19 protein-coding genes and 1 pseudogene are annotated in these 23,733 nt (G+C 68.4%); 15 read left to right on the plus strand and 5 right to left on the minus strand.

Annotated features, from left to right (window positions below):
• The first annotated feature begins 1 nt into the window (after window position 1).
• The 3 genes from PZC42_RS06930 to PZC42_RS06940 are packed head-to-tail and all read left to right on the plus strand — an operon-like array spanning window position 2 to window position 2,780.
• Window positions 2-1,213 carry a polysaccharide pyruvyl transferase family protein gene (locus tag PZC42_RS06930; protein WP_277209479.1) on the plus strand — a complete coding sequence of 404 codons (1,212 nt, stop codon included), beginning with the start codon at window positions 2-4 and terminating at the stop codon, window positions 1,211-1,213.
• On the plus strand, window positions 1,210-1,845 hold the full coding sequence (locus PZC42_RS06935; RefSeq protein ID WP_277209480.1) for a PIG-L deacetylase family protein: 636 nt from the start codon (window positions 1,210-1,212) through the stop codon (window positions 1,843-1,845). Before PZC42_RS06930 ends, PZC42_RS06935 begins: the two co-directional genes overlap by 4 nt.
• The gene (locus tag PZC42_RS06940) at window positions 1,839-2,780 is read left to right on the plus strand and encodes a glycosyltransferase family 2 protein (RefSeq protein ID WP_277209481.1); all 942 of its coding nucleotides are present in this window, start codon (window positions 1,839-1,841) and stop codon (window positions 2,778-2,780) included. The genes PZC42_RS06935 and PZC42_RS06940 overlap by 7 nt, the downstream gene beginning before the upstream one ends.
• Here PZC42_RS06940 and PZC42_RS06945 read toward each other — a convergent pair.
• Window positions 2,728-3,666 carry a glycosyltransferase family 2 protein gene (locus tag PZC42_RS06945; RefSeq protein WP_277209482.1) on the minus strand — a complete coding sequence of 313 codons (939 nt, stop codon included), beginning with the start codon at window positions 3,664-3,666 and terminating at the stop codon, window positions 2,728-2,730. The two genes, PZC42_RS06940 and PZC42_RS06945, sit on opposite strands and share 53 nt — an antisense overlap.
• 79 nt (window positions 3,667-3,745) lie before the next feature.
• Entirely contained in the window at window positions 3,746-4,852 is a 1,107-nt protein-coding gene (locus tag PZC42_RS06950; protein WP_277209483.1) for a glycosyltransferase family 4 protein, read from the minus strand.
• Between the two features lie 457 nt (window positions 4,853-5,309).
• Between PZC42_RS06950 and PZC42_RS06955 the strand changes: the two genes are divergently transcribed.
• The 4 genes from PZC42_RS06955 (at window position 5,310) to PZC42_RS06970 (ending at window position 9,919) form a co-directional block, all read left to right on the plus strand.
• Complete coding sequence (locus tag PZC42_RS06955) at window positions 5,310-6,851, plus strand: oligosaccharide flippase family protein (RefSeq protein ID WP_277209484.1); 1,542 nt, start codon at window positions 5,310-5,312, stop codon at window positions 6,849-6,851.
• Window positions 6,852-6,901: 50 nt separating this feature from the next.
• A complete protein-coding gene (locus PZC42_RS06960) occupies window positions 6,902-7,963 on the plus strand; it encodes a glycosyltransferase WbsX family protein (RefSeq protein WP_277209485.1) in 1,062 nt (353 codons plus the stop codon).
• Complete coding sequence (locus PZC42_RS06965; RefSeq protein WP_277209486.1) at window positions 7,960-9,006, plus strand: glycosyltransferase family 4 protein; 1,047 nt, start codon at window positions 7,960-7,962, stop codon at window positions 9,004-9,006. Before PZC42_RS06960 ends, PZC42_RS06965 begins: the two co-directional genes overlap by 4 nt.
• A 166-nt stretch (window positions 9,007-9,172) precedes the next feature.
• The gene (locus tag PZC42_RS06970; protein ID WP_277209980.1) at window positions 9,173-9,919 is read left to right on the plus strand and encodes a class I SAM-dependent methyltransferase; all 747 of its coding nucleotides are present in this window, start codon (window positions 9,173-9,175) and stop codon (window positions 9,917-9,919) included.
• A gap of 60 nt (window positions 9,920-9,979) precedes the next feature.
• On the opposite strand, the gene PZC42_RS06975 is transcribed toward PZC42_RS06970, so the two are convergent.
• The gene (locus tag PZC42_RS06975; RefSeq protein WP_277209487.1) at window positions 9,980-11,845 is read right to left on the minus strand and encodes a hypothetical protein; all 1,866 of its coding nucleotides are present in this window, start codon (window positions 11,843-11,845) and stop codon (window positions 9,980-9,982) included.
• Between the two features lie 56 nt (window positions 11,846-11,901).
• Entirely contained in the window at window positions 11,902-12,513 is a 612-nt protein-coding gene (locus tag PZC42_RS06980; protein WP_277209488.1) for a phosphatase PAP2 family protein, read from the minus strand.
• A gap of 290 nt (window positions 12,514-12,803) precedes the next feature.
• Between PZC42_RS06980 and gmd the strand changes: the two genes are divergently transcribed.
• The 8 genes and pseudogenes from gmd to PZC42_RS07020 form a co-directional block, all read left to right on the plus strand.
• A complete protein-coding gene (gene gmd, locus PZC42_RS06985) occupies window positions 12,804-13,790 on the plus strand; it encodes a GDP-mannose 4,6-dehydratase (RefSeq protein ID WP_277209489.1) in 987 nt (328 codons plus the stop codon).
• A gap of 15 nt (window positions 13,791-13,805) precedes the next feature.
• Complete coding sequence (locus tag PZC42_RS06990) at window positions 13,806-14,750, plus strand: GDP-mannose 4,6-dehydratase (RefSeq protein ID WP_277209490.1); 945 nt, start codon at window positions 13,806-13,808, stop codon at window positions 14,748-14,750.
• Window positions 14,751-14,846: 96 nt separating this feature from the next.
• The gene (gene mfd / locus PZC42_RS06995; protein WP_277209491.1) at window positions 14,847-18,446 is read left to right on the plus strand and encodes a transcription-repair coupling factor; all 3,600 of its coding nucleotides are present in this window, start codon (window positions 14,847-14,849) and stop codon (window positions 18,444-18,446) included.
• Between the two features lie 128 nt (window positions 18,447-18,574).
• A complete protein-coding gene (locus PZC42_RS07000) occupies window positions 18,575-19,117 on the plus strand; it encodes a hypothetical protein (protein ID WP_277209492.1) in 543 nt (180 codons plus the stop codon).
• A 13-nt stretch (window positions 19,118-19,130) separates the two neighbouring features.
• Window positions 19,131-19,871, plus strand: a complete 741-nt coding sequence (locus tag PZC42_RS07005; protein ID WP_277209493.1) for an ABC transporter ATP-binding protein — start codon at window positions 19,131-19,133, stop codon at window positions 19,869-19,871.
• Window positions 19,872-20,134: 263 nt separating this feature from the next.
• On the plus strand, window positions 20,135-21,142 hold the full coding sequence (locus PZC42_RS07010; protein ID WP_277209494.1) for a hypothetical protein: 1,008 nt from the start codon (window positions 20,135-20,137) through the stop codon (window positions 21,140-21,142).
• An 86-nt stretch (window positions 21,143-21,228) separates the two neighbouring features.
• Window positions 21,229-21,729: a hypothetical protein gene (locus tag PZC42_RS07015; RefSeq protein WP_277209495.1), complete on the plus strand. Its 501-nt coding sequence runs from the start codon at window positions 21,229-21,231 to the stop codon at window positions 21,727-21,729.
• Between the two features lie 112 nt (window positions 21,730-21,841).
• Window positions 21,842-22,201 (plus strand): annotated as a pseudogene (locus PZC42_RS07020) (TRCF domain-containing protein); the annotation flags it as partial.
• Between the two features lie 114 nt (window positions 22,202-22,315).
• On the opposite strand, the gene PZC42_RS07025 reads toward PZC42_RS07020, so the two are convergent.
• Window positions 22,316-23,716 (minus strand): glycoside hydrolase family 32 protein, encoded by a 1,401-nt coding sequence (locus tag PZC42_RS07025; protein ID WP_277209496.1) that lies wholly within the window; start codon window positions 23,714-23,716, stop codon window positions 22,316-22,318.
• Between the last annotated feature and the right edge of the window lie 17 nt (window positions 23,717-23,733).

Below are 23,733 nucleotides of genomic sequence, written 5' to 3' on the forward strand. Positions count from 1 at the left end.
GGTGCGACGTAGGACGAGGCGGGATGACCGTCGGGTACGCGTCGGGTTGCTGGGGCAGTTCGGCTACCAGAACTTCGGCAACGAGGCGTCCCTGGACGCTGTTCTTGACCTCCTGCGCACCCATGGCGGAGCCATGGTCGAGCCGGTCGTCCTGACCGATGCGCCGGAGGCCGTCCGCCGAGATCGGGGGGTGGAGGCAACGTCCGCGTCGGCACCGCGTGCTCCACGGGGTAGGTGGCGCAGGACGCTGGGAAAGCTCGCCGACCTGCGGCACGCCTGGCTCGTCGTGGGCCGCCTCGATGCCGTTCTGGTCCCGGGCACCGGGATCCTCGAAGGGCACGCGGTCAACAGGTGGGGGCCCCCGCTGACCTTGACGGTCTACGGGATCGTTGCACGGCTACGGCGCCGGCCGTACCTGGTGCTGTCCGTCGGCGCAGATCGTCGTGGTGGTCGCGCGGTGCGGGTGATGCAGCGGACCGTCGTGCGTGCTGCCACGTACCTGAGCACCCGTGACGACGGTTCGGCGGCCGCGCTCGGGCACAGGGGGCGCCGCCCCGCCGTCGTCCCCGACCTCGCGTTCGGTCTGTCCCTTCCGGAACGTTGCGCGGAGCCCGGTGTCCGGCCGACCGTTGCCGTCGGTGTCGTGCGATACGACTGGTACGCACCGGCGGCCGAGCGCGATGCGTACACGTCGCGCTCAGTCCGTCTCGTGGAACTTCTGGTCAGGGGTGGTGCCGAAGTCCTCATCGTGGTGGGGGACGAGGCAGACGATGCAACCGCCCAGGCCGTGGCCGATCGAGTGCACGATCCGGAGCGCGTTCACGTCGCGCCTGTCGGGTCGGTCCAGGAGCTCGAGAGTCACCTTGTCGGCTGCCGTGCCGTGGTGGCCGTGAGATACCACAACCTGGTCGCCGCGATCCGCGCCGGTGTGCCAGCGGTCTCCTTGGGCTATGGCCCCAAGCAGCGATGGCTGATGGAGCATTTCTTCGAGCACCCCCGTTCGTACTCCGTCGAGGAGTTTGACCCGGACGCCGTTGCTCGCGAGGTGCTCGACCTGGCGTCAGGCGACCAGGAGCGCGGCTTCCGGCCCTTCGCCCTCCACGTCGCTCGGATGGCCCTGGCCGATCAGGAACGATGTGTCGCCACGCTGCTCGGGCTCGACGCCGAGGCATCCGAGCGGGAGACGACGTCGTTGTCGGAGGTGCGGAGTTGATCCCGCTGTCGCTCGGGGGTGCGGACCTCCGGGTGGTCTGTCTTGCGGCGCACCCTGATGACGTCGAGATCGCCTGCGGTGGGACGCTTCTCTCCTTCGCCGAGCGGTCGGGCGTGACCGCCGACTTCCTCACCCTCACGGGTGACCCCGCCCGCGAGGCGGAGGCCGCATCTGCCGCCGAGGCGTTCCTCCCCGGCTCATCCTCGACCTTCGCCGGGCTTCCTGATGGTCGCCTGCCCGAGTACTGGGGGGCGACGAAGAGTGCCCTGCACGAGCACGCCGAACGTCATCCGTCTCCGCACGTCGTGCTGGCTCCCCGCAGCGACGATGCCCACCAGGACCATCGCCTCGTCGGGGAGATGGCGCCCACCGTCTGGCGGGACGCCCTCGTGCTGCACTACGAGATCCCGAAGTGGGACGGCGACATGGGCCGGCCCACCACGTACGTACCCGTGCCGGAGGATCGCGCACGTCGCAAGGTCGAGCTGCTCGACGAGCACTACCCGTCGCAGTGCGGACACGACTGGTGGGATCCCGAGGTCTTCCTCGGCCTCATGCGATTGCGGGGGATGGAGTGTCGGGAGCGCTACGCAGAGGCGTTCGTCGTGAGAAAGGCGATAGTCCGATGGTGACGGAGCCGAGAGGGCTGGAGCCCCCCCACCCGGTAGTGACCGTGGGCGTGCCGGTGCGCAACGGCGAGGAGTTCCTTGAGCGTGCTCTTCGTGCTCTGCAGGGGCAGGAACTGACCGACATCGAGGTCCTCGTGGCGGACAACGCGTCGACGGACGACACCCGGAAGATCGCCGAGATGGTGGCGGCCGAGGACTCGAGGTTCAGGTACCTGGGGGCGGACTCGAACGGTGGCATCCCCTGGAACTGGAACCGGTTGCTTGCGCACGCGCGTGCCCCATACTTCATGTGGAACTCGGCCGACGACATCGTGCTGCCGACCCATCTCTCATCGTGCGTCCGGGCCCTTGAGAGCCACCCCGATGCCACCATCGCCTTCTCGCGGGTCGTGTTGTCCGACTCGGACGACAAGGTGGTGGGCTCGCTGGACGACGAGGGGATCGACTTCCTCTCCTTGAGACCTTCCGCACGTGTGGGGCTGTTCTTCGAACGACAGGTGTGGCAGGTGATCGGATTCGGGGGCGTCTTCAGGACAGAGACGCTGCGCGGGCTCGGGGGCCTGCCGGACTACTGGGGCGGAGACTTCGGGCTCGCGGTGGCGATGGCGTTGAGGGCTCCCTGGGTCCAGGTCCCGGAGATCGGTTTCATCGAGCGCCGTCATGTCGGTCAGATGACCAACCTGCAGACCTCGGACCCGGTTGCCCAGACCAGGGTGTATCGCCCGCGCTTCGGCCGGTCGATGGCCTTCCCCCAGTGGTATCTCCACGGCAGGGTTCTTGCCGAGGCGGTCCGGGCGCCGGTACCGGTTCTCGAGAGAGCGAGGGCGATCAGCGCCGTGGTCCGGCGGTGGACGATCCCGGGGATGAGGTCCCTGGGCTACGACATCAAGCGGAACCTGCAGCGGCTGGCGGACGGTCGCGTCGGGCGAGCCTCTTGAGCAACCACTGGCCTGGTGCGCTGGGTGCGAACCGCAATGCCCAGAGGATCTCTCCGACGGCGACGCCGGGTCTGCCGCGTGCCATCGCCGTCCTGGCGGCCCGCCCTGCCGCCCATGCCGCGTACCGGTCGTTCGCCGCCTGCGACTCGTCGAGGGCATCGACCAGCTCGTCCTGACCGTTGCGGAGCGCGGCCGTGCGGTGATCGGCCACGACCTCGCGGATCGCCGCGGCGAGCGCCCGATGCCGGCCGGTCGCGTTGTCATCGTGGCGGCGGTACGAGACCAACGAGCCGTCCCCGACCCGGGCGACCGGGCCGCGCGCGGCGAGTCGGAGCACGAGGTCCAGGTCTTCGGCCAGGCGCCGGGACTCGTCGAACCCGTCGGCGGCGCGGAAGGCGCTGGCCCGGACGACCGAGTTCGGCAGGATGATCCCGGTCCGGCGGCGGAAGACGTCGGCCGTAGACGTCACCGCCGCCTGGTCGGGCGGTGCGATCTCACGTCCGTCGGCGTCGATGCTTCGCATGCGGCAGTACGTCAGGACGAGTGCCGGGTCGCCCTGCATGGCGGTGGCGTGCGCTGCGAGACGTCCATGTTCCCAGACGTCGTCGTCGTCCAGGAATGCCAGGAGCTCTCCCGAGGCCACCCGCGCTCCGGCGTTGCGGGCTGCCGAGGGGCCGGAGGGGCCGATCCGCAGGAATGTCGTGCCCGCGGGGGCTCCAGGGAGCGTGGCACGGTCGATCGGGTGGGGGCTGCCGTCGTCGACCACGACGAGCTCGATGTCCGTGAGCGTCTGCCGCGCCACCGACCGTACGGTCTCGGCGAGGAACGGGTTGTCCGGCCCGCGGTTGGAGGCGAGGACGACGGAGACGGTCGGTGGTGTCTTCATGACCTGATCATCACTGAGAAGCCTCGGAGAGCGCGTGCGCGGGCACGTACCTGCCCGCTGCAGCCACCCTCGAAGGTCGCTACGACGTGTTCTCTGTGCCGACGGGCCGCGAGATCGGTCGGGACTGGCTCCTGGTCGTCGGACCGGGTTGAGCCGTCGCGGTCGACCCCCGGGTGCCGTCGTGGGCACGGAGCGCCCCGGTAGTGAGGCACCGGTCCGCGAGAACTTGGTCCAGACGAGTCCGAGCGGTGCTCCAGTCGTTCGCTCGGGCGTGCAGGAGGCTTGCTGTTCGTACCCGGGCCAGCCCGCGCGAGTCGTCTGCGAGGCCCTCGAGGGCCTGGGCCAGTGCCTCCGGATCGTCCGGACTCACCAAGATGCCGGCGCGCCCGGCAGCCTCCGGGATCCCTCCGACACGCGAGGCGATCACGGCGGCGCCCGATGCCATGCCCTCGAGGACGGTGAGGGCGAACGGCTCCGCCCATCGGGAGGGGACGACGACGACATCGGCGGTGCGCATGATGGCGGCGACCTTGTCGCGCGGCTGGAACGGCAGCCAGTGCGCCCGGTCGCCGAGGGGTTCTCCGGCGAGCCGCATCCCCCGCTCGAACGAGGTGAGCGCAGCGCGCGGGGCGAAGTTGGTGGTTCCGACGAACGTTGCAAAGATGTCTTCCCGGGCGAGGCGGACCAGGGCCTCGACCAACACGTCGGGTCCCTTGTCGGGCAGCATCCGCCCGACGAAGACCACGTGAAGAGCGCCGTCCGGCGACCGTGTCCCGGCCGGCCGAAAGACGGTCGTGTCGACGGCATTGTGGACGACGGCCACCCGATCCCGCAGCCGGGGCGGGAGCCGCTCCGCGGTCTTGTCGGCAACGTAGTTGCTCACACACACGATCACCCCAGCAGCGTCGAGCACCCGGCCGGCCTCGCGCGCGGAGTAGGTCCGCAAGAGCTCGTTGTGTGCGTAGAGCACCGCCACGTGGTGATCCGTGTCGACCAGGGGCACGAGCTGGGGCATGTTGTGGCCGAGCACGACCGATGCCGGCCACTGCGCCTGGCCTGCCAGGGATGCGGCGAGCACCCGTCGCGCACGAGCGCGTGGGAGGCCCAGTCGTGAGGCCGCCGCATCACGGTGCCGATCGAGCTTGCGTGGTGTGGACGGGGCGTACGCGATCACGTCGGCCGTCATGTAGTGGTCCGGATAGGTACCCCGGGAGACTGCGACGCGAGGGCGCGGGGAGCCGGACGGGGTCGCTCCAGCGAGCCCGTGGACGACCGTGGGTACAGCGCTACCGGTCGATGGGGAGAAGTGATCGCCGGGGGTGATCACGTGCAGGTGGCTCCCAGCCTGGACACAAGAGGCCATGGCTTCGAGCCTAGGCAGGTGCGATCGTCTTCCGAGGGTGAAATACCTGAATCCCCGGCTGAAATTGGGCCCAGGCACTCGGAAAGCGTGAAGTCCTCAGAAACGATGACTCTGTGACGGTAGATCCCAGAGCGTCCGGTCCCGACCAAGCCGTGGTCATCACCAGCACCTGTTCGCCAGCCTCGTTCGGCACACTGGGCGGCGTTCCCGTGCACCGGCCGGTGGTGCTCAGGTGAGCAGGGGCACAGATGCTGGCCCGCCCCTCGATCCGACGGCATCGGTGGCAGGCACGGCAATGTCGCGGGGAGAACTACAGGACCGGGCGATCAAGGGTGCACTGTGGACCTTCGTCCATGTCGCTGTCTCGCTGCCTCTGGCCTTTCTGGTCAACATCGTCGTCGCTCGAACTCTCGGTGTGGTCGACTATGGTCGTCTTGCCTACCTGTCGACGGTGGTGATTCTTGTCGCGACCACCATCGACCTCGGGGTCGGCACCGGCGTCGTGCAGTTCGGCTCGAAGGCGCACGCGGCCGGTCGTTTCGACGAGGTGAAGCAGATCCTGAGGGCCGCGCAGGGCTATCGGATGCTGATCGGTATCCCGGTGATCTCCCTGACCGTGCTGCTGCTCGTCGATGCTGATCCGGTACTGATGGTGATCGCCGTCGTGTTCGGTGTTGCCATTCCGTCCACGTTCGCGGGTGCCGCTGACTCGCTCGCGATCGAGAACAGAACCGCGCGAAGCGCGCAAGCAGCGATGATCGCCAACATTCTGACGCAGGTGACGGTGGTCATCGCCGCAGTGACCTTGGGGACCGCTGACTCGATCTGGGCGCTCCGGCTCGTCGCGGGCGGGCTGGGAGTCCTCCTGTACATGGCGTTTGTCGCGCGGATCTACCGTCGGGCGCTGCTACGGCCGCGGATACGCCGGTTCCCCGTCGGGTTCTGGAAGTTCGCCCTGCCCGCGGGTGCTGCCGGCATGGTCGAGGCGTTCGTCTCGGCGCGCAGCGAGGTGCTGGTGCTGACGTGGATGTCAGCTCTGGGGGCAGCCGGGATCTTCGCCCTCGCGTTCGGCCTGTCGGCCCACCTCTTCGCGCCGGCTCAGTCGTTGCTCGGACCGCTCGTACCGGCGATCTCCGGTCTCCGCGAGGTCGACACGGAAGCGGTGGGACGCGCGCTTGCTCGGACACTGCGCGCATCCTCCACCGCGACGGCGGCACTCATCGCCACCGCGACACCCGCCCTCGCTCTCCTGGTTCCTGCCATCTACGGCGAGGAGTTCAGCGAAGTGCCTCCAGTTCTCGTCGTTCTGAGCATCGCTGGAGGCCTGCTGGTCATGGCCGGCCCGCTGCGGGCATTCATCATGGCCCGACTCAAGGGCACGTGGTTGCTGGGCATCAACCTGCTGGCCCTCATCGTCAATGTCGGTCTCATCGTCGCACTCGTTCGCCAGCTCGGTGTCTGGGCGGCCGTCCTGGGCAATGCGAGTGCGGCGGCCGTGCTGTTCTTCTGTCTCTTGTTCATCGAGGCGCGCGCTCTGCGTATGGCCAGCAGGCAGCTGCTGGCAGCGATCGCGCCGTATCTTGCTGGTTCGCTGATCGCTGCTGGCACCTGGTGGGGGATTGCGAGCCTCGGCTGGGCACCGGTTCCGTCGGCACTGGTGGCGGGGTTCAGCGGGTTCGGGCTCTACATCGGTGTCCTGTGGTTGACCCGGTGGGGCCTGACCTCGGCTGACGTGGAGGCAATCTCGCGATCCTTGCCCTCACGACTGCGGCGCGTCGCAGTCCCTCTGCTCCACATGCTCGCCGCATCCAGGGCGCGATAGCGCGCCACGGGGACCCTTAGCACGATGTGCGCTCGGAGATGGAGGAGAACATGTTGGAAGCCAGGGCGGTCGCCTTCTACCTGCCGCAGTTCCATCCGATCCCGGAGAACGACAGGTGGTGGGGCCCAGGGTTCACCGAGTGGACGAACACGGCGCGGGCCGCACGTCTGTACCCGCGCCACCAGCAGCCGAACCTGCCGGGCGAGCTCGGGTTCTACGACTTGCGGCTTCCCGAGGCCCGGGAGGCACAGGCGGCGCTGGCATCGGAGTTCGGGGTGGAGGCATTCGCCTACTGGCACTACTGGTTCGGCAACGGGCGACGGATTCTCGAACGTCCGTTCGCCGAGGTGCTCGCGAGCGGTAGGCCCGAGCTCTCCTTCTGCCTGGCGTGGGCGAACCAGACGTGGAGCGGCGTCTGGCACGGCGACACCGACCGCATCCTGATGCGGCAGCATTATCCGGGCGTCGAGGACTACACAGCGCACTTCGAGGCCATCCTCCCTGCGCTCCGCGATCCGCGGTACCTGAGAGTCGGTGGGCGACCTGTCTTCTACGTCTTCCGCCCTGAGGAGCTCCCGGACGCGTCGGTGTTCGTCGACCTGTGGCAGGACCTCGCCCGGCGCCACGGGCTGGACGGGCTGTACCTGGTCGCGGAGATGAGCGACCTGGTCGGGGCAGGGGTGCGCTACGACCGGGTGAAGGAGGACGGCTTTGACGCCGGTGTCTACATGCGCATGCCGGCCGGGACGACGCGTCGGCAGGTGCTGCGCATGCGCGCGTTCCGCAAGCTGGCCGGAGGGCCGGAGATCTACCCCTACTCGACAGACTGGGCGGAGCAGAACCGCACGGGAGACCTTGTCCAGCCGTGCGTGTATCCGAACTGGGACAACTCGCCACGCTCCGGTCGCGGAGGTGTCGTCCTGCACGGGGCTACGCCGGAGAAGTTCCGTGCGAACGTGGAGCAGGCGGTGAGCTCGATCGCACACCGTCCCGTCCACGAACGACTGCTGTGGGTCAAGTCGTGGAACGAGTGGGCTGAGGGCAATCACCTGGAGCCAGACCTGCGTCATGGTCGAGGTTGGCTCGAGGCGCTCCGAGATGGCCTGCGATGACCGTCCACGCGCGACCATTGCGGATCGCGATCATCTCCTACTACCTGCCCAGCACCAGCAAGCAGGGGATCGGCTACCAGGTCCACGAGCTCGCCACGGAACTTGCTGTCCGGGGGCACGAAGTCACTGTCCTGAGCGACTGTCCACCCGTGGCAGACGCCTTGTACGGGCACCGTCACGTACACATTGCGGGCTCGTTGCGAACCTTTCGGTTCGCGCTCGCCCTGCGCAAGATCGACCTGTCGGCGTACGACGTCTTGCACGCGTGGGGCGACGACTACTGGCTCTGGCGACGCCGGGTTCCGCGGCACGTACGGACCCTTGCCGGCTCGTGCTTCGAGGAGGCGCTCACGATCAAGGGCGTCAAGGAGAAGCTGCGGATGGTGATGCTCGGTTTCTCAGAGATGCTCGCTTCGCTCGTCGCCGACCGGACAGTGGTGATTTCGCCTGCGACGCGCCGCTGGTACCCATGGGTTCGAGACGTCATCCCGTGCGGTGCCGATGTCCGGCGGTTCCGCCCGGAACCAGTCCGGCGGGCGGATCATCCGGTCGTGCTGTTCGTCGGCTACTGGTACGGGCGCAAGCGCGGAGCCGAGCTCGCGCGGCAGTTCCAGGAGAGCGTGCTGTCGAGATGTCCGGATGCCGAGCTGTGGATGGTCGTTCGTGACGCTCCCGCGGACCCGGGTCCGGGTGTGCGGGTCCTCGGCCGGCTGTCGGACGAGGACATGGTGCGGGTCTTTCAAGAAGCATGGGTCTTCTGCCTCCCCAGCGACTACGAGGGTTTCGGGATCCCGTACGTCGAGGCGATGGCCTCGGGGCTCCCGGTCGTCGCCACTCCTAATCCGGGAGCGATGTTCGTCACCGACCGCGGCCGTACTGCTGTCGTGACGGAGCTCGACGGCATCGGCCGAGAGCTGGCCGAGGTGCTTCTCGACGGCGAGCGTTGCGCAGCACTCGCGGCGCTGGCGCGTGAGCGGGTCGAGGAGTTCACTCTGGAGAGCGTCGTCGACCGTTATGAATCTCTGTACCGGGAATGGAACTAGCTGTCTGAGTGGGGAGAGCTGACTCGGAAGCAATCAGCGCCGTTCGGCTGCGCCTCTCAGCGGGTTGCGTCCGGCACCCATCCGTGCGACAGCTCGATCTATATGAGTCGGGTGGAAATCAGATGCGTCGGGTGAAATCGGACCGCGAGGGTGTCCGAAGGCGGTGATGTTCGGCACGCTCGTGTGTATGAGCAACATCGGAGAGGCTGAGGCTGCGTACTGGGATCGATGGAATGCGGATCATCGCGAGCACAAGCGGGAGGAGATCTCGCTCGACCAGGCTCGAGTCGTCCTGCAGAGGATCGAGCGGCTGGGTCGGCGCGACCTTCGGATCCTTGAGGTCGGCTGCGGCGCGGGGTGGTTCGTCGATTCCCTGGTCCAGTACGGATCCGTCACGGGTGTGGACCTCAGCCCGACGGTGCTCGAGCGCGCGAGACACCGTGTGCCTGAGGCGACCTTCATCGTCGGTGACTTGATGGCTGTCGATCTCCCGAGCGGTTCCTTCGACATCGTCGTCGGCCTCGAGGTGCTCTCGCACGTCGAGGACCAGGAACGCTTCTTCTCGCGCGTGGCTGATCTTCTCGATGACGGTGGGCGGTTGATTCTCGCGACCCAGAACCGGGACGTATTGGAAAGAATGAGCGATATCCCTCCGGCACACAAGGATGCCCGTCGTCGATGGTTGTCGGCGGCGGAGCTTCGGCTGCTCGCAGAGCGTGAGTTCGCTGTCGAGATGCTGCGTTCGATCACCCCACGCGCCGATCAAGGGCTGCGTCATGTGCTCGCGACGCCTCGCATCCGGCGTGCGCTCCGACACGTGCATCCTCGGGTGGCGCAGGTCTGGGCGTGGCCGCAGGAACGAGCAGGCTGGGGCTGGACACTCATGCTCGACGCGCGGAAGCTCGAGGCCTGACCCCGGCACATCCCGAAGTCCTCACCCGCTGCTGCCCGAACCACCCTCGCCGCGATGGGCTCAGGGCACGGGCTGGGGTGTGCAGTCGGTCAACGCCACGCGGAAGCTGGTCGGGGTGTCAGGAGTCTCGATCAAGGCGCCATCTTCCTGAGCAGTGAGATCGATCGTGTACGAGTCCCCGGGATCGAGCCTGGTGGCACGCCATACGTCCGTACCGCGCTCCCACTCGATCACCAGAACCTCACCCTCGAGGACATGGATCCCGCAGCCGTCCGCCCAGGCGCCCATGTACGGGTACAGCGTTTCACCGGCGAGGGAGCGGACGGTCCGGGAGTTGGGTCCTTGACGATCGTTGTTCGGGTAGGCCGCCCACTCTGGCCAGGACACGACTCCGCCCACCCAAGGTAGCCAGCCGTCGTCTTCACATGTCGAGTAGGCGTCGCAGTGCCAGAGCGCGAGGGTCGACTCCAGGATCTCCGCGCCCGGTGACGGCGTGGGTGTGGGCGTGGGTGTGGGCTCGGGTGTGGGCGCCTCCCCGCTGGTGATCGCATAGGTGAAGGAGGCGTTGTCGTTCTGGACGGAGATGACTTCTTCGGACTCGAGGCCGGAGATGGTGTAGGTGTCGCCGGCGGACAGCTGGGCCAGGGAGCGGTGTGAGCTGTCTGCTGGTCCGGCGTAGATGCCGGCGGAGCCCGTGACGATCGTGACGGTCGAGCCGTTGGCCGCTGTTGCTGGCAGGTAGATGGGCGCTGAGGTGGTGTAGCCGTGTCGTGAGGAGGTCCCGTCGTGGGGCCACACGGTGGCGTTGCCGGAGAGCTGCTGGCCCCAGGGGCAGGGGGTGCCTGTGCAGCTCCACGTCACGGCCTGCGACGCGACGCTCGCGGTCGGGCCTGTGCTGGGTTCAGGCGTTGGCGTTGGCGTTGGCGTTGGCGTTGGCGTCGGCGTGGGCGTGGGCGTGGGCGTGGGCGTGGGCGTGGGCGTGGGCGACGGTGACGGCGTGGGTGTGGGCTCGGGTGTGGGCGCCTCCCCGCTGGTGATCGCATAGGTGAAGGAGGCGTTGTCGTTCTGGACGGAGATGACTTCTTCGGACTCGAGGCCGGAGATGGTGTAGGTGTCGCCGGCGGACAGCTGGGCCAGGGAGCGGTGTGAGCTGTCTGCTGGTCCGGCGTAGATGCCGGCGGAGCCCGTGACGATCGTGACGGTCGAGCCGTTGGCCGCTGTTGCTGGCAGGTAGATGGGCGCTGAGGTGGTGTAGCCGTGTCGTGAGGAGGTCCCGTCGTGGGGCCACACGGTGGCGTTGCCGGAGAGCTGCTGGCCCCAGGGGCAGGGGGTGCCGGTGCAGCTCCACGTCACGGCCTGCGACGCGACGCTCGCGGTCGGGCCTGTGCTGGGTTCAGGCGTGGGCGTGGGCGTGGGCGTGGGCGTGGGCGTGGGCGACGGTGACGGCGTGGGTGTGGGCTCGGGTGTGGGCGCCTCCCCGCTGGTGATCGCATAGGTGAAGGAGGCGTTGTCGTTCTGGACGGAGATGACTTCTTCGGACTCGAGGCCGGAGATGGTGTAGGTGTCGCCGGCGGACAGCTGGGCCAGGGAGCGGTGTGAGCTGTCTGCTGGTCCGGCGTAGATGCCGGCGGAGCCCGTGACGATCGTGACGGTCGAGCCGTTGGCCGCTGTTGCTGGCAGGTAGATGGGCGCTGAGGTGGTGTAGCCGTGTCGTGAGGAGGTCCCGTCGTGGGGCCACACGGTGGCGTTGCCGGAGAGCTGCTGGCCCCAGGGGCAGGGGGTGCCTGTGCAGCTCCACGTCACGGCCTGCGACGCGACGCCTCCTGGTGTCGACTCATCGGCCACGGAGGGCGAGACCAGGATGACCATCGGCAGGACCAGAGCGAGAGCCAGGAGCGGCCGGAACCGTCCGTGTCGCGAAGCCATATGGGGACGTTAAGCGGAGAAGTGTTGCGCCACCGGGTGCGACGAGGGTGAAACCTTTAGTCGACGGGGTGAAAGCTGCCTGTCGAGGGCGCCATCGACCTCGGTGCCACTGTTCCGGCCAGGGATGCGACGAAACCGACGAGCAGAACTGATCCGAGCACATCCGCTGGACGGTGGGAGTAGGAGACCACGTTGGCGAGGCAGGCGAGGATGACGGTGAGCACGACGCCGCTACGCACCACGACACGTTCCTGCAGCGAGCGATAGGGCCACAGCACCAGGATCGTGACGGCGAAAGAGCAGGTCAGCGTGGCGTGGGTGCTCGGAAAGGTGTTGACGAGGTACGCGGCCGCATGGTCATAGGTCGGGCGCACCAGGAGTGTGTCGCGGAGCAGGACGCTCAGTGCCCCTGAGACGGCGCACATCGTCGCCAGTGCCACCGCAGCCCAGATCTGGGAGCGGCGAAGTGCCATCACTCCGAGGACGAGTGCGACCGCGCCGAGTGCGAGCAGGAGGCCGCTGCGGAGGATCCCGGCGGCCGCATTCACTGCTTCGCTGCCGGTCGCGAGGATGTTGAAGAGAAGTTCGTCGGTCCGCTGGCCCCACGGGCTCAGGATGGCAGAGACGAAGAGGAGACCGAAAGAGGCAGCCAGAACGACCGCTCGCACGGCATGCCTACGGCGACCTTGCGCCTGTCGCATCACAGAGGCAACTCTTCTCGCCTTCGGTGCTCAGGTCGAGAGTGGTCGGCGGATGAAAACGGTCCAGCCCATGTGTGTGTCGCCAGTCGGCGAGGCAGCAAGATTCGTGGTTTCACCCGCCTGGCGTGCCAGTTCACCCGGTGCAGGTGGCCCGGTGCAGGCTGCGCGGCACTAGCGTTGTCTGCGTCACAGCGGCAAGCGATAGGCGGTGCCGCACGGCGCAGCGTCGCTCCCGGACTGACGCGGATCGGACGGACATGCCACGAGCACTCATCACCGGAATCACCGGACAGGACGGCCTGTACCTTTCTGAGCTGCTGCTCCAAAAGGGTTATGAGGTGTGGGGTCTGATCCGTGGTCAGAACAACCCCAAGCATGAAATGGTGCGCAGAACTGTGCCGGACGTACATCTCCTCGCGGGCGATCTCACCGACCTGTCCTCGCTGATGCGGGCTCTCACCGCTGCGCAACCGGACGAGGTCTACAACCTCGGGGCGATCTCGTACGTCGCCTACTCGTGGGAGAACGCCATGCTCACTACGGATGTGACGGGCAAGGGCGTGCTGAACATGCTCGAAGCCGTCCGCCTGCACACGCTCGACGACCCCAGCCGCATCCGTTTCTACCAGGCGTCGAGCTCGGAGATGTTCGGCAAGGTGCAAGAGGTTCCGCAGCGAGAGTCGACGCTGCTCTGGCCCCGGTCTCCCTACGGCGTCGCCAAGGTGTTCGGCCACTACATGACGATCAACTATCGCGAGTCGTACGGCATGCACGCGTCCTCGGGCATCCTGTTCAACCACGAGTCCCCACGAAGGGGACCCGAGTTCGTCACCCGCAAGATCTCCCAGGCGGTCGCACGGATCAGGCTCGGGCTCCAGCACGAGCTGGTCATGGGGAACCTGGATGCCAAACGGGACTGGGGCTTTGCCGGCGACTACGTCGAGGCGATGTGGCTCATGCTCCAGCAGCCGGAGGCCGATGACTACGTCATCGCGTCCGGAGAGACCCACTCGGTCCGCGACTTCCTGGTCTCGGCATTCGCGCACGTGGGGATCGAGGACTGGGAGGGCTACGTGCGGCAGGACCCGCGGTTCATGAGGCCAGCGGAGGTCGACATGCTGATCGGTGACCCGTCCAAGGCGCACCGGGAGCTCGGGTGGAAGCCCGAGGTCAACTTCGAGACCCTGGTCTCCATGATGGTGGAGAACGACCTGCGCGAGCAGGCGGACTTGGCAGGGCGCTGAGTGGCCGTCGCGCTCGTGACCGGAATCGCCGGCCAGGACGGTTCCTATCTCGCTCAGCGGTTGGTCGACGAGGGGCTGGAGGTGCACGGCCTGGTCCTTGCCCGGGACCGGACCCCCGACCAGGTTCCCGCGGGTGCGCACCTCCACGAGGCCGACCTGCGGGACACCGTGTCGTTGGCATCGGTCGTCCGTGACGTCGCTCCGGACGAGATCTACAACCTCGGTGGCATCAGCTCGGTCGCCTACTCGTGGGAGCATCCGGTCGCCACCGGCGCGGTCAACGGGCTCGGAGCCGCCGCGCTCTTCGAGGAGGCGTGGCGCGTCCAGGAGTATCTCGGTCGACCCGTCCGCGTCGTCCAGGCGTCGAGCGCCGAGGTCTTCGGCACACCGGACCGGACGCCGCAGGACGAGGACACCGCGGTGCGTCCGGTCTCTCCCTACGGTGCCGCGAAGGCCTACGCGCACCACATGGCCGGGGTGTTCCGCTCCCGGGGCCTGGGGGTGTCGTCCTGCGTGCTGTACAACCATGAGTCGCCCCGCCGTCCGACATCGTTCGTAACGCGCAAGATCACTGCGGCGGCCGCTCGGATCGCCCACGACGGTGGGGGGACCATCGCGCTCGGCAACCTGTCGGCCAGCCGTGACTGGGGTTGGGCCCCCGACTACGTCGACGCTATGGTGCGTGCTGCCCGGCACCCGACGGCCGAGGACTTCGTCGTCGCCAGCGGCGAGTCGCACAGCGTCGAGGAGTTCGTCGCGGCGGCCTTCACCGCTGCGGGGATCGACGACTGGCGTGCCCACGTCGCGGTCGACGAGAGGTTCTTCCGCCCGGTGGACACCGCTCAGCAGGTGGGCGACCCCCGCAAGGCACAGGAGCTGCTGGGGTGGCGCAGAACCGTCGGTTTCGACGAGCTGGTCACGCGGATGGTCCAGCACGATCGCCGCCTGCTGGCGGCCTGATCCGGCGTCGGTGCCCGGGCGTACCCTAGGACGGCCAGCCCGCACGCCCCGTCCCGGGGTGAGGTTGGCCCGTCGTCGTGCGCTCGAAGGACCTTGATGAATCTCACCGGCATCGTCCCTGCTCTGCTCGCCGAACCCGGGGCGGCGGCTGCCCTGGAGGCGGTGCCCCTCGGCGGCGAGGTCGACGTCGTCGGCCCGAAGGGCGTGCGGGCCCCGTTCCTCGCCGCCGCCGCCGCGAAGCGCCCCCTCGTCGTGGTCACCGCCACCGGCCGCGACGCGGACGAGCTCGCCGCCGCCCTGCGCGCCTACCTGCCCGACGACCGCTCCGACGACGTCGCGGTCCTGCCGGCCTGGGAGACGCTGCCGCACGAGCGGCTGAGCCCGCGTGCCGACACGGTGGCCAAGCGGCTGGCGGTGTTCCGGCGTCTGGCGCACCCGACCCGGGAGAGCGGTCAGGCCGGTGCGGTCAACGTCCTGGTCATGCCCGTCCGCGCCCTGCTGCAGCCGGTGGTCGACGGTCTGGGCGAGCTGGTCCCGGTCGAGCTGCACACCGGGCAGACGGCGGACCTCACCGACGTCGGCGACCGCCTGGTCGCCGCCGCCTACACCCGCGTCGACATGGTCGAGCGGCGGGGGGAGTTCGCGGTACGAGGCGGCATCCTCGACGTCTTCCCGCCCACGGAGGACCATCCGCTGCGCATCGAGTTCTGGGGCGACGAGGTCACGGAGATCCGCTGGTTCTCGGTGGCGGACCAGCGGTCGCTGGAGATCGCCGACCGTGGACTGTGGGCGCCGCCGTGCCGGGAGATCCTGCTCACGGACGCGGTGCGCGAGCGCGCGGCAGGGCTCGTCGAGCGCCTCCCCGGCGCGACGGACATGCTGGACAAGCTGGCCGCGGGCATCGCCGTGGAGGGCATGGAGTCACTCGGGCCCGTGCTCGTGGACCGCATGGTGCCGGTGCTGGACCTGGTGCGGGCGGACTCCCTGCTGGTGCTGGACGAGCCCGAGCGGGTGCGACGGCGCGCCCACGACCTCGTGGCCACCACGGAGGAGTTCCTCGCCGCGGCCTGGACCGGCGCCGTCGCGGGCGGGGAGGCGCCGCTCGACCTCTCGGCCGCGTCGTTCGCGACGTTCGCCGAGACCCGGGAGGTCGCCGCCCGTCGCGGCCTCGGGTGGTGGACGCTCTCCGCGTACTCCCTCGACGCCGCGGGCACCGACGTCGACGCGGACGACGCCGGTACCACTTCGGTGGACGACGGCGGCACCACCTTCACGATCGCGGCGCGGGACGTCGAGTCCTACCGCGGCGACGTCGCCCGTGCCCTGGACGACGTGCAGGGTCTGCAGAAGGCCGGCTGGCGCCTGGTGCTCACCACCGAGGGCCACGGCCCGGCGCAGCGCATGACGGAACAGCTCCGCGCCGCCGACACGGCCGCGCGCCTCGTCACCGAGCTCGTCGAGGTACCCGAGGGCGGCGTCGTGCATGTCGCGCCCGCCCTGGTGGGCAAGGGCTTCGTCGTGCCGGACCTGCGGCTCGCGGTGTTCAGCGAGTCGGACCTCACCGGCCGGCAGGGCTCGTCGACCCGGGACATGCGCAAGATGCCCTCGCGGCGGCGCAACGTCGTCGACCCCCTGCAGCTCAAGGCCGGCGACTTCGTGGTGCACGAGCAGCACGGTGTCGGCCGCTTCATCGAGATGGTGCAGCGCACGCTGGGCGCCGGGGCCAACGCCGCGACGCGCGAGTACCTGGTCATCGAGTACGCGTCCTCCAAGCGGGGCCACCCGGGCGACCGGCTGTTCGTGCCGACGGACCAGCTCGACCAGGTCACCAAGTACACGGGCGGCGAGGCGCCGAGCCTGTCCAAGATGGGCGGTGCCGACTGGAAGAACACCAAGGCTCGCGCCCGCAAGTACGTCAAGGAGATCGCGAGCGAGCTGATCCGCCTGTACTCGGCGCGCATGGCCACGCAGGGGCACGCGTTCGGCCCGGACACCCCGTGGCAGCGCGAGCTCGAGGACGCCTTCGCGTACGTCGAGACGCCTGACCAGCTCGTCACGATCGACGAGGTCAAGGCGGACATGGAGAAGTCCGTGCCGATGGACCGCCTGGTGTGCGGCGACGTCGGGTACGGCAAGACGGAGATCGCGCTCCGGGCGGCGTTCAAGGCCGTGCAGGACGGCAAGCAGGTCGCCATCCTGGTACCCACCACCCTGCTGGTCCAGCAGCACTTTGACACGTTCTCCGAGCGGTACGCCGGGTTCCCGGTGACGGTGCGTGCGCTGTCCCGCTTCCAGAGCGCCAAGGAGTCCGACGAGACCTTGGCCGGGCTCAAGGACGGGTCGGTCGACGTGGTCATCGGCACCCACCGCATCATCACCGGCTCGGTGCACTTCAAGGACCTCGGCCTGGTGATCATCGACGAGGAGCAGCGGTTCGGGGTCGAGCACAAGGAGACGCTCAAGCAGCTGCGCACCAACGTGGACGTCCTGTCGATGTCCGCGACGCCGATCCCGCGCACGCTGGAGATGGCTGTGACCGGCATCCGGGAGATGTCCACGCTGGCGACCCCGCCCGAGGAGCGTCACCCCGTCCTCACCTACGTGGGCGGCTACGAGGAGAAGCAGATCTCCGCGGCGGTCCGGCGCGAGCTCCTGCGCGAGGGCCAGGTCTTCTACGTGCACAACAAGGTCGAGTCGATCCAGCGTGCGGCGTCCCGGCTGGCCGAGCTCGTGCCCGAGGCCCGGATCGGCGTCGCGCACGGCAAGATGAGCGAGTCCCAGCTCGACCAGGTCATCCGCGCCTTCTGGGAGAAGGAGCTGGACGTGCTGGTGTGCACCACGATCATCGAGACCGGCATGGACATCTCGAACGCGAACACGCTCATCCTGGAGCGGGCGGACACGCTCGGCCTGTCGCAGCTCCACCAGCTGCGCGGCCGCGTGGGGCGTGGCCGCGAGCGCGCCTACGCCTACTTCCTGTACCCGCCGGAGCGGCCGCTCACCGAGACCGCGCACGACCGGCTGGCCACGATGGCGGCGAACACCGACCTCGGCGCGGGCATGCAGATCGCCATGAAGGACCTCGAGATCCGTGGCGCGGGCAACCTGCTGGGCGGTGAGCAGTCCGGGCACATCGCCGGGGTGGGGTTCGACCTGTACGTGCGGATGGTGGGGGAGGCCGTGGCGGCGTTCCGCGGCGACCAGGAGGCCGAGGTCCCGGAGATGACGATCGAGCTCCCCGTGGACGCCCACCTGCCCGAGACGTACATCGCCACCGAGCGGCTGCGGCTCGAGGCGTACAAGAAGATCGCCGCCGCCCAGGACGCTGCGGCGCTCGAGGAGGTGCGGGCCGAGCTCGTGGACCGGTACGGCGCCCTGCCGGAGTCGACGGAAGCGTTGTTCGAGGTCGCCGAGTTCCGCAACCACGCCCGGCGTGCCGGGCTCACGGACATCACGGCGCAGGGCAAGCACGTCCGGTTCGCCCCGGTCGACCTGCCCGAGTCGGCGCAGATGCGGCTCAAGCGGCTCTACCCGGGCACGATCCTCAAGCCGGGCATCCGAGCGATCCTCGTGCCGTTCCCGACGACGGCGCGCATCGGGGGCAAGCCGCTGCGCGGCACCGCCCTGCTCACGTGGGCACGCCAGCTCGTCGACGCCGTGATCCTGGGCGAGGTGGCGTCGGCGGCGGCCGTCTGACCGCCGCTGCGACGTGCGGGCTGCGCGTCTCGATAATCCGACATACGAGACGAAGTGGTATCGATGGAATGAGCCATGATCAAGTTCAGCCTTCGGGCTGAACATTTCTCACAATGAGCGTTGAATCCATGAGGCGTCTGGTCGCCATCCTGTCCACCATGATCGTTGCGGCGGTCGTCACCGTCGGTGTAGTGCCGACCGCAACGGCTCTGAACGGCTGGAGCTCTTGGGGCACTCTGCGAGCCTTCGGCAACGGTGGGGAAGGCCAGGCGGGCGGCGACTGGGCTGTTGAGCGGACGCTCGATGGAACGAAGTACAGTGCGCGGTTCAAGTCGCGCATCGTCAAGACTCCGACCAGACACCGAGGCGTCTACATCGTGCACGCGCCGCAGTCCAACGCGGGAAGCTGTGCAACGTCGTCGACCACGCTGACGTACAAGTACTCCTCGGTCTCGACGTCCTACTCATGCTCGCAGCAGTTCTACTCCGCAGGGTCGAAGAAGTCGACGAGACGAACATCAACCTCGTCCAACTCGACTTGGATTCATCAGCGCCAAGACCCCAACTGGACCGCGAGCACGGCGCGCGGTCGGGTCAAGGTGTGCCTCGATCTCGTGCTCAAGAAGGATCCGTGCAGTGGATTCAACGCGTCGAACCCTGACACCTACTGACGGAGCAGCTGACGTGACAGCTGAGCTCGATGAGGTCTGCCTCGACCGCGCCACGGTGCGCTACAGTCGTGCAGTCGTCGGCCCCGTCTCGCTGACCTTCGCGCCTGGGATCACCTGCCTGGTGGGCGCCAACGGCGCCGGAAAGTCGACGATCTTCCGTGTGCTTGCCGGGGTGCAGGATCCAACTGACGGCACAGCCAGCGTGCCGCGCAGCCGCTTCGCGGGCAAGCGCTCGGCCGTCGGCTACCTTCCGCAGGACCAGAGTCTGCCCGGCGCGGCAACCTGTCGACAGTACTTGGAGTACGTGGCGTGGATCAGCGGTATAGCGCGGCGTGACCGGTCTGCGGCGGTCGTGGAGGCCCTCGAGATTGCTGACTTGGCTGAGCGCCGCAACTCGGCCGTTCGCGAGCTGTCCGGAGGGATGCGACGCCGCCTCGGGCTCGCACAAGCGATCGTGCATGATCCTCAGGTCCTGCTGCTGGATGAGCCGACAGTGGGGCTGGATCCGGTACAACGCATCGCGATGCGCAAGGTGATCACGGCTTCGAGCCCCAGGCGGGTGACGGTCGTGTCGACACACCTAGTCGACGACGTCGAGGCGATGGCGGACCGCGTGGTCGTTCTCAACGCGGGTTCGGTGGTCTTCGACGGGGACGTCGACGGCCTCATTGCGCAGACTGCGGGAGACGGTGACCGGGTGCGCCGGCTGGAGGACGGGCTGACGCGGCTGATGTCACGGGCGGTCGGCGCATGATCGGCGGAGTGTTCAAGACACATGTTGGAGCCTGGGTCTGGATCCTTGCGCTTCCGGGCCACGTCGTGCTCTCGGCTCTCGGTGAGCGACGCGCGTGGTCGGGGGACGTGACCTGGACCAGTGGCATGCCTGGCAACGGCGTATTCCTCGTCGGGGTGGTGCTCGCCGGTGCAGTAGCTGTCGATGTGGCGCGGGCGACTCAGCCGGCCCGGCGGCACCTCGTCGCCATGGCTCCTCGTGGGCGGTCACCTCGCCTCCTCGCGGTGCTGGTCGCGCTGCTGCCTGTTCTTGCGGTCCAGGCGCTGGTGTGGGGCGTGATGATGGCCTGGAGCGCGCGTGGGCCGCACGATTTTCCTGCTCTACCTGCGCACTTCCTCGATCTCGGCGTCCAGCTGCTCGCCCTGTGTGCTTTGGCTGGGCTGGGTTACGCCGCCGGAGCGCTGCTCGGCCCGATCGCGGCTGGGCTTGCCGCGGCAGCCGCAGCCTTTGCACTTCTGGCGGGGTACGTCGCGGTTCCTGGTGCCATGCTGCGTCCCTTCTTCGTGATCGGGGATGGTTCACCGCGGCTCGGGTTCGTGCCGCACCTCGGGTTCGGTGGGGTGCAAGCCGTCCTGCTGCTTGTGCTGGCGTGCGCCTTGTTCGCGGTGCCGGGCCAGGTCAGCCGCACCAAGAAGGCGCCTTGGCGGGCAGCAGCATGCGGTGCTCTGGTGATCGGCTGTCTCGTAGCGCCCGCCTGGGTAGACGCTGGACCGTACCGAATGGTCACGTCCAACGCGTCGGACTGCCGCGGTTCGAGTCCCGTCGTCTGCGACTATGCCGAGTCGGCGGAGCGTCGATTCGTCTATGAAGAATCGGTGCGGACGCTGGTTGCTGCGGCACGGGAGGTCGGGTATGACTCGCTCGCTCCCGACCATGTGCACATGGTCGTGGACAGCAGTCCGCCTGCCGGAGATGCGGCGATGTTCACGATGACCACGCAGTCGTTCTTCGATCCTCATGCGCCTGGCACTGTCGCAGGCATCATCGACGTGGCTGGCGTGCTGATCACGCCCAGACACTGCGACCAGCTCTACCAGGACGTCTGGCCACCGGACGCCTATTGGCAGGCGACCGATACCCTGATGGTCACGTGGCTGGATCTCGTTGGAGTCGACCGTTCCGAGATCGGAATGCTCGACGAGTCCATCGAGCCCGTCGGGCCGCATGAATCGGCTGAGCTGGTCGAGGCGTTGGGCTCGTGTGACCCATCGTTGCTCGGCCCGCTGCCGTGATCGGTGCGTGGCTCGCGGTACACCGAACACGCTCAGGCCTCGTCATCCTTCTGGCGTGCACGGTGCTCGGGGGTGCTGTCTCAGCGGTGCAGCTGACGGGACTGGCCAGTTCGCTGTTCCCGCGGCCGGTTCCCGCTGCGTTCCTCATGCTGGCACCGGCCGCGTACGGGGCGGCTGTGGCGTTGTCCACCGATTCGGACCGCGTGCTTGAGTTGGGGCGCCCCGTCCGGCTGATCCTGGCCCGGCTCGTCTGGTTCGCTGCTGTCGTTGGATTCAGCGGTGCACTGGCTGCATGCCTCACGTGGTTCAGCGGGGCGGGCCTCATGGCGGCGGTCACGAATCTGCTGTGGTTCGTGACCCTGTCGACGATGGGAGCGATCTCAGGATTCGTATCGTTGTCGTGGACGGCGCCAGCCCTGCACGTGGGTTTCGCGATGCTCTTCGCCAGCTCGGATATCGACGAATTCACATGGTGGGCATGGATCTTGGACGACCACGTGTCAACGCCCCGCATCATCGGTTCGGCAGCTAGTGTGCTTGTCGTCGGCCTGTTGTACGCCTGCTACGGCGCCTACGACAGGAAGTGACGATCGCCCCTGCTCGCGAAGATGAGCCTGACCTGCTGGCTTGTCCTTGACTCTAGAGGGACTGCTCGACGTGCGACGTCGGGCGCAGTGCCTGACCGAATAGTTCCGCGCCGCCGAGTTCGTCGGCCGGTACGGCGCCCTGCCGGAGTCGACGGAAGCGTTGTTCGAGGTCGCCGAGTTCCGCAACCACGCCCGGCGTGCCGGGCTCACGGACATCACGGCGCAGGGCAAGCACGTCCGGTTCGCCCCGGTCGACCTGCCCGAGTCGGCGCAGATGCGGCTCAAGCGGCTCTACCCGGGCACGATCCTCAAGCCGGGCATCCGAGCGATCCTCGTGCCGTTCCCGACGACGGCGCGCATCGGGGGCAAGCCGCTGCGCGGCACCGCCCTGCTCACGTGGGCACGCCAGCTCGTCGACGCCGTGATCCTGGGCGAGGTGGCGTCGGCGGCGGCCGTCGGCACGTCCGCCTGACGCGCCAGGCGCCCGGCAGTCCCGGCGCGGGGATGGTGGGGTTCCGCAACGCGGCGGGCTACGCCGCCGTGACCGGCTGGGTACAACGGAACGACCAGACCGCGCTCGGCCGGGCTACCCGGCGTACGTCGCGCGCAGCTCGGTGAGAGCGGCGTCGGGGTAGACCTGCTGGGTGAGGGTGACGAGGCCGCCGTCGACATAGATCTCGATGATGGTGGCGTCGACGATGATCTGGAGCTCGGTGACGTCCCCGCCGAGCAGCGGCGCGGTGTCGACCGACGAGAAAGTGGGGTGGAAGTCGACCGCCCCGCTCTCGGTGCGGTCGCAGGTGACCGTCCGGGCGTCACCGTCGAGGGTGAGGATCACACGGCTTGTGCCGGTTCCTTCGGCCGGCGAGAGCACCAGCTCTGCCCGCGTCCCCGGCCCCGTGGGGACGGTGAGGTCGAACACCTCGACGTCAGGGTCACCAGCAGGCAGGACGGGAGCCTGCACGACTCGCAGCCGTCCGTCTGCGCAGCGGACGAGCTCGAGCTCCCGGACCAAGGACATGGCGGACCGCCAAGGGTGCGTCGGTACCGCGTTGGCGTAGTCCCAGTTGCTGGCCCACCCGACCATCAACCGGCGCCCCTGCGGGGCGTCGTTGAAGGACACGGCTGCGTAGTAGTCCCGCCCGTAGTCCAGCCAGTCGAAGTCCGTCGGGTCGGTGGAGGTGGAGAGGCGGTCGGGCGTGAAGGTGTGACCGTCGAAGTCGCCGACGAAGTACTGTGCGCCCGAACCCCCGGCGATGCCGCCCGGGTTGAGGCTGACGACGAGGACCCACTTCGACTCGCCGGTGTCGCGGACGTCCAGCGGGAACAGGTCGGGGCACTCCCAGACGCCCCCGACGGCGTGCGCCGGGCCGAATCGGGACTCCAGGGTCCAGTCCAAGAGGTTCGGGGAGGAGTAGATGACCACCCTGCGGTCGACCGCCTCGACGGCGACCATGACCCACCGGCCGTCGACGCCGCCGTGCCAGAAGACCTTCGGGTCGCGGAACTCGCGGGACCCGATGTCCAGGACGGGGTTTCCGGCGTACCGGGTCCAGGTGTCCCCGCCGTCGAGGCTGTAGGCCAGGGACTGGGCCTGGATGCCCGGGCGGTCCGATGCGGCGGTGTAGGCGCTGGTGTAGATCGCGACCAGGGCGGTCTGTCCGGAGCCGGCGAACCCTGCGGTGTTCCGGACGTCGGCAACGGCGCTGCCGGAGAAGACCAGCTCCTCGTCGGTGTGCGGCAGGGCGACGGGCCGCTCGTCCCAGGTGACGAGGTCGGTCGAGGTCGCGTGCCCCCACGACATGTTCCCCCAGGTGTTGCCGTGCGGGTTGCTCTGGAAGAACAGGTGGTAGACGCCGTCGTGGTGGAGCAACCCGTTGGGGTCGTTGAGCCACGTGTCGCGCGCCGTGAAGTGCAGTGCCGGGCGGAGGTGCGTGATCGAGCCGGTCGGGGTGGCGGCGGCCTGGCTGGGCGAGGTCGTGGTCACAGTGGTCCTGACGTGTC

The organism is Isoptericola croceus (assembly GCF_029382255.1).
Classification (GTDB): Bacteria; Actinomycetota; Actinomycetes; order Actinomycetales; family Cellulomonadaceae; genus Isoptericola; species Isoptericola croceus.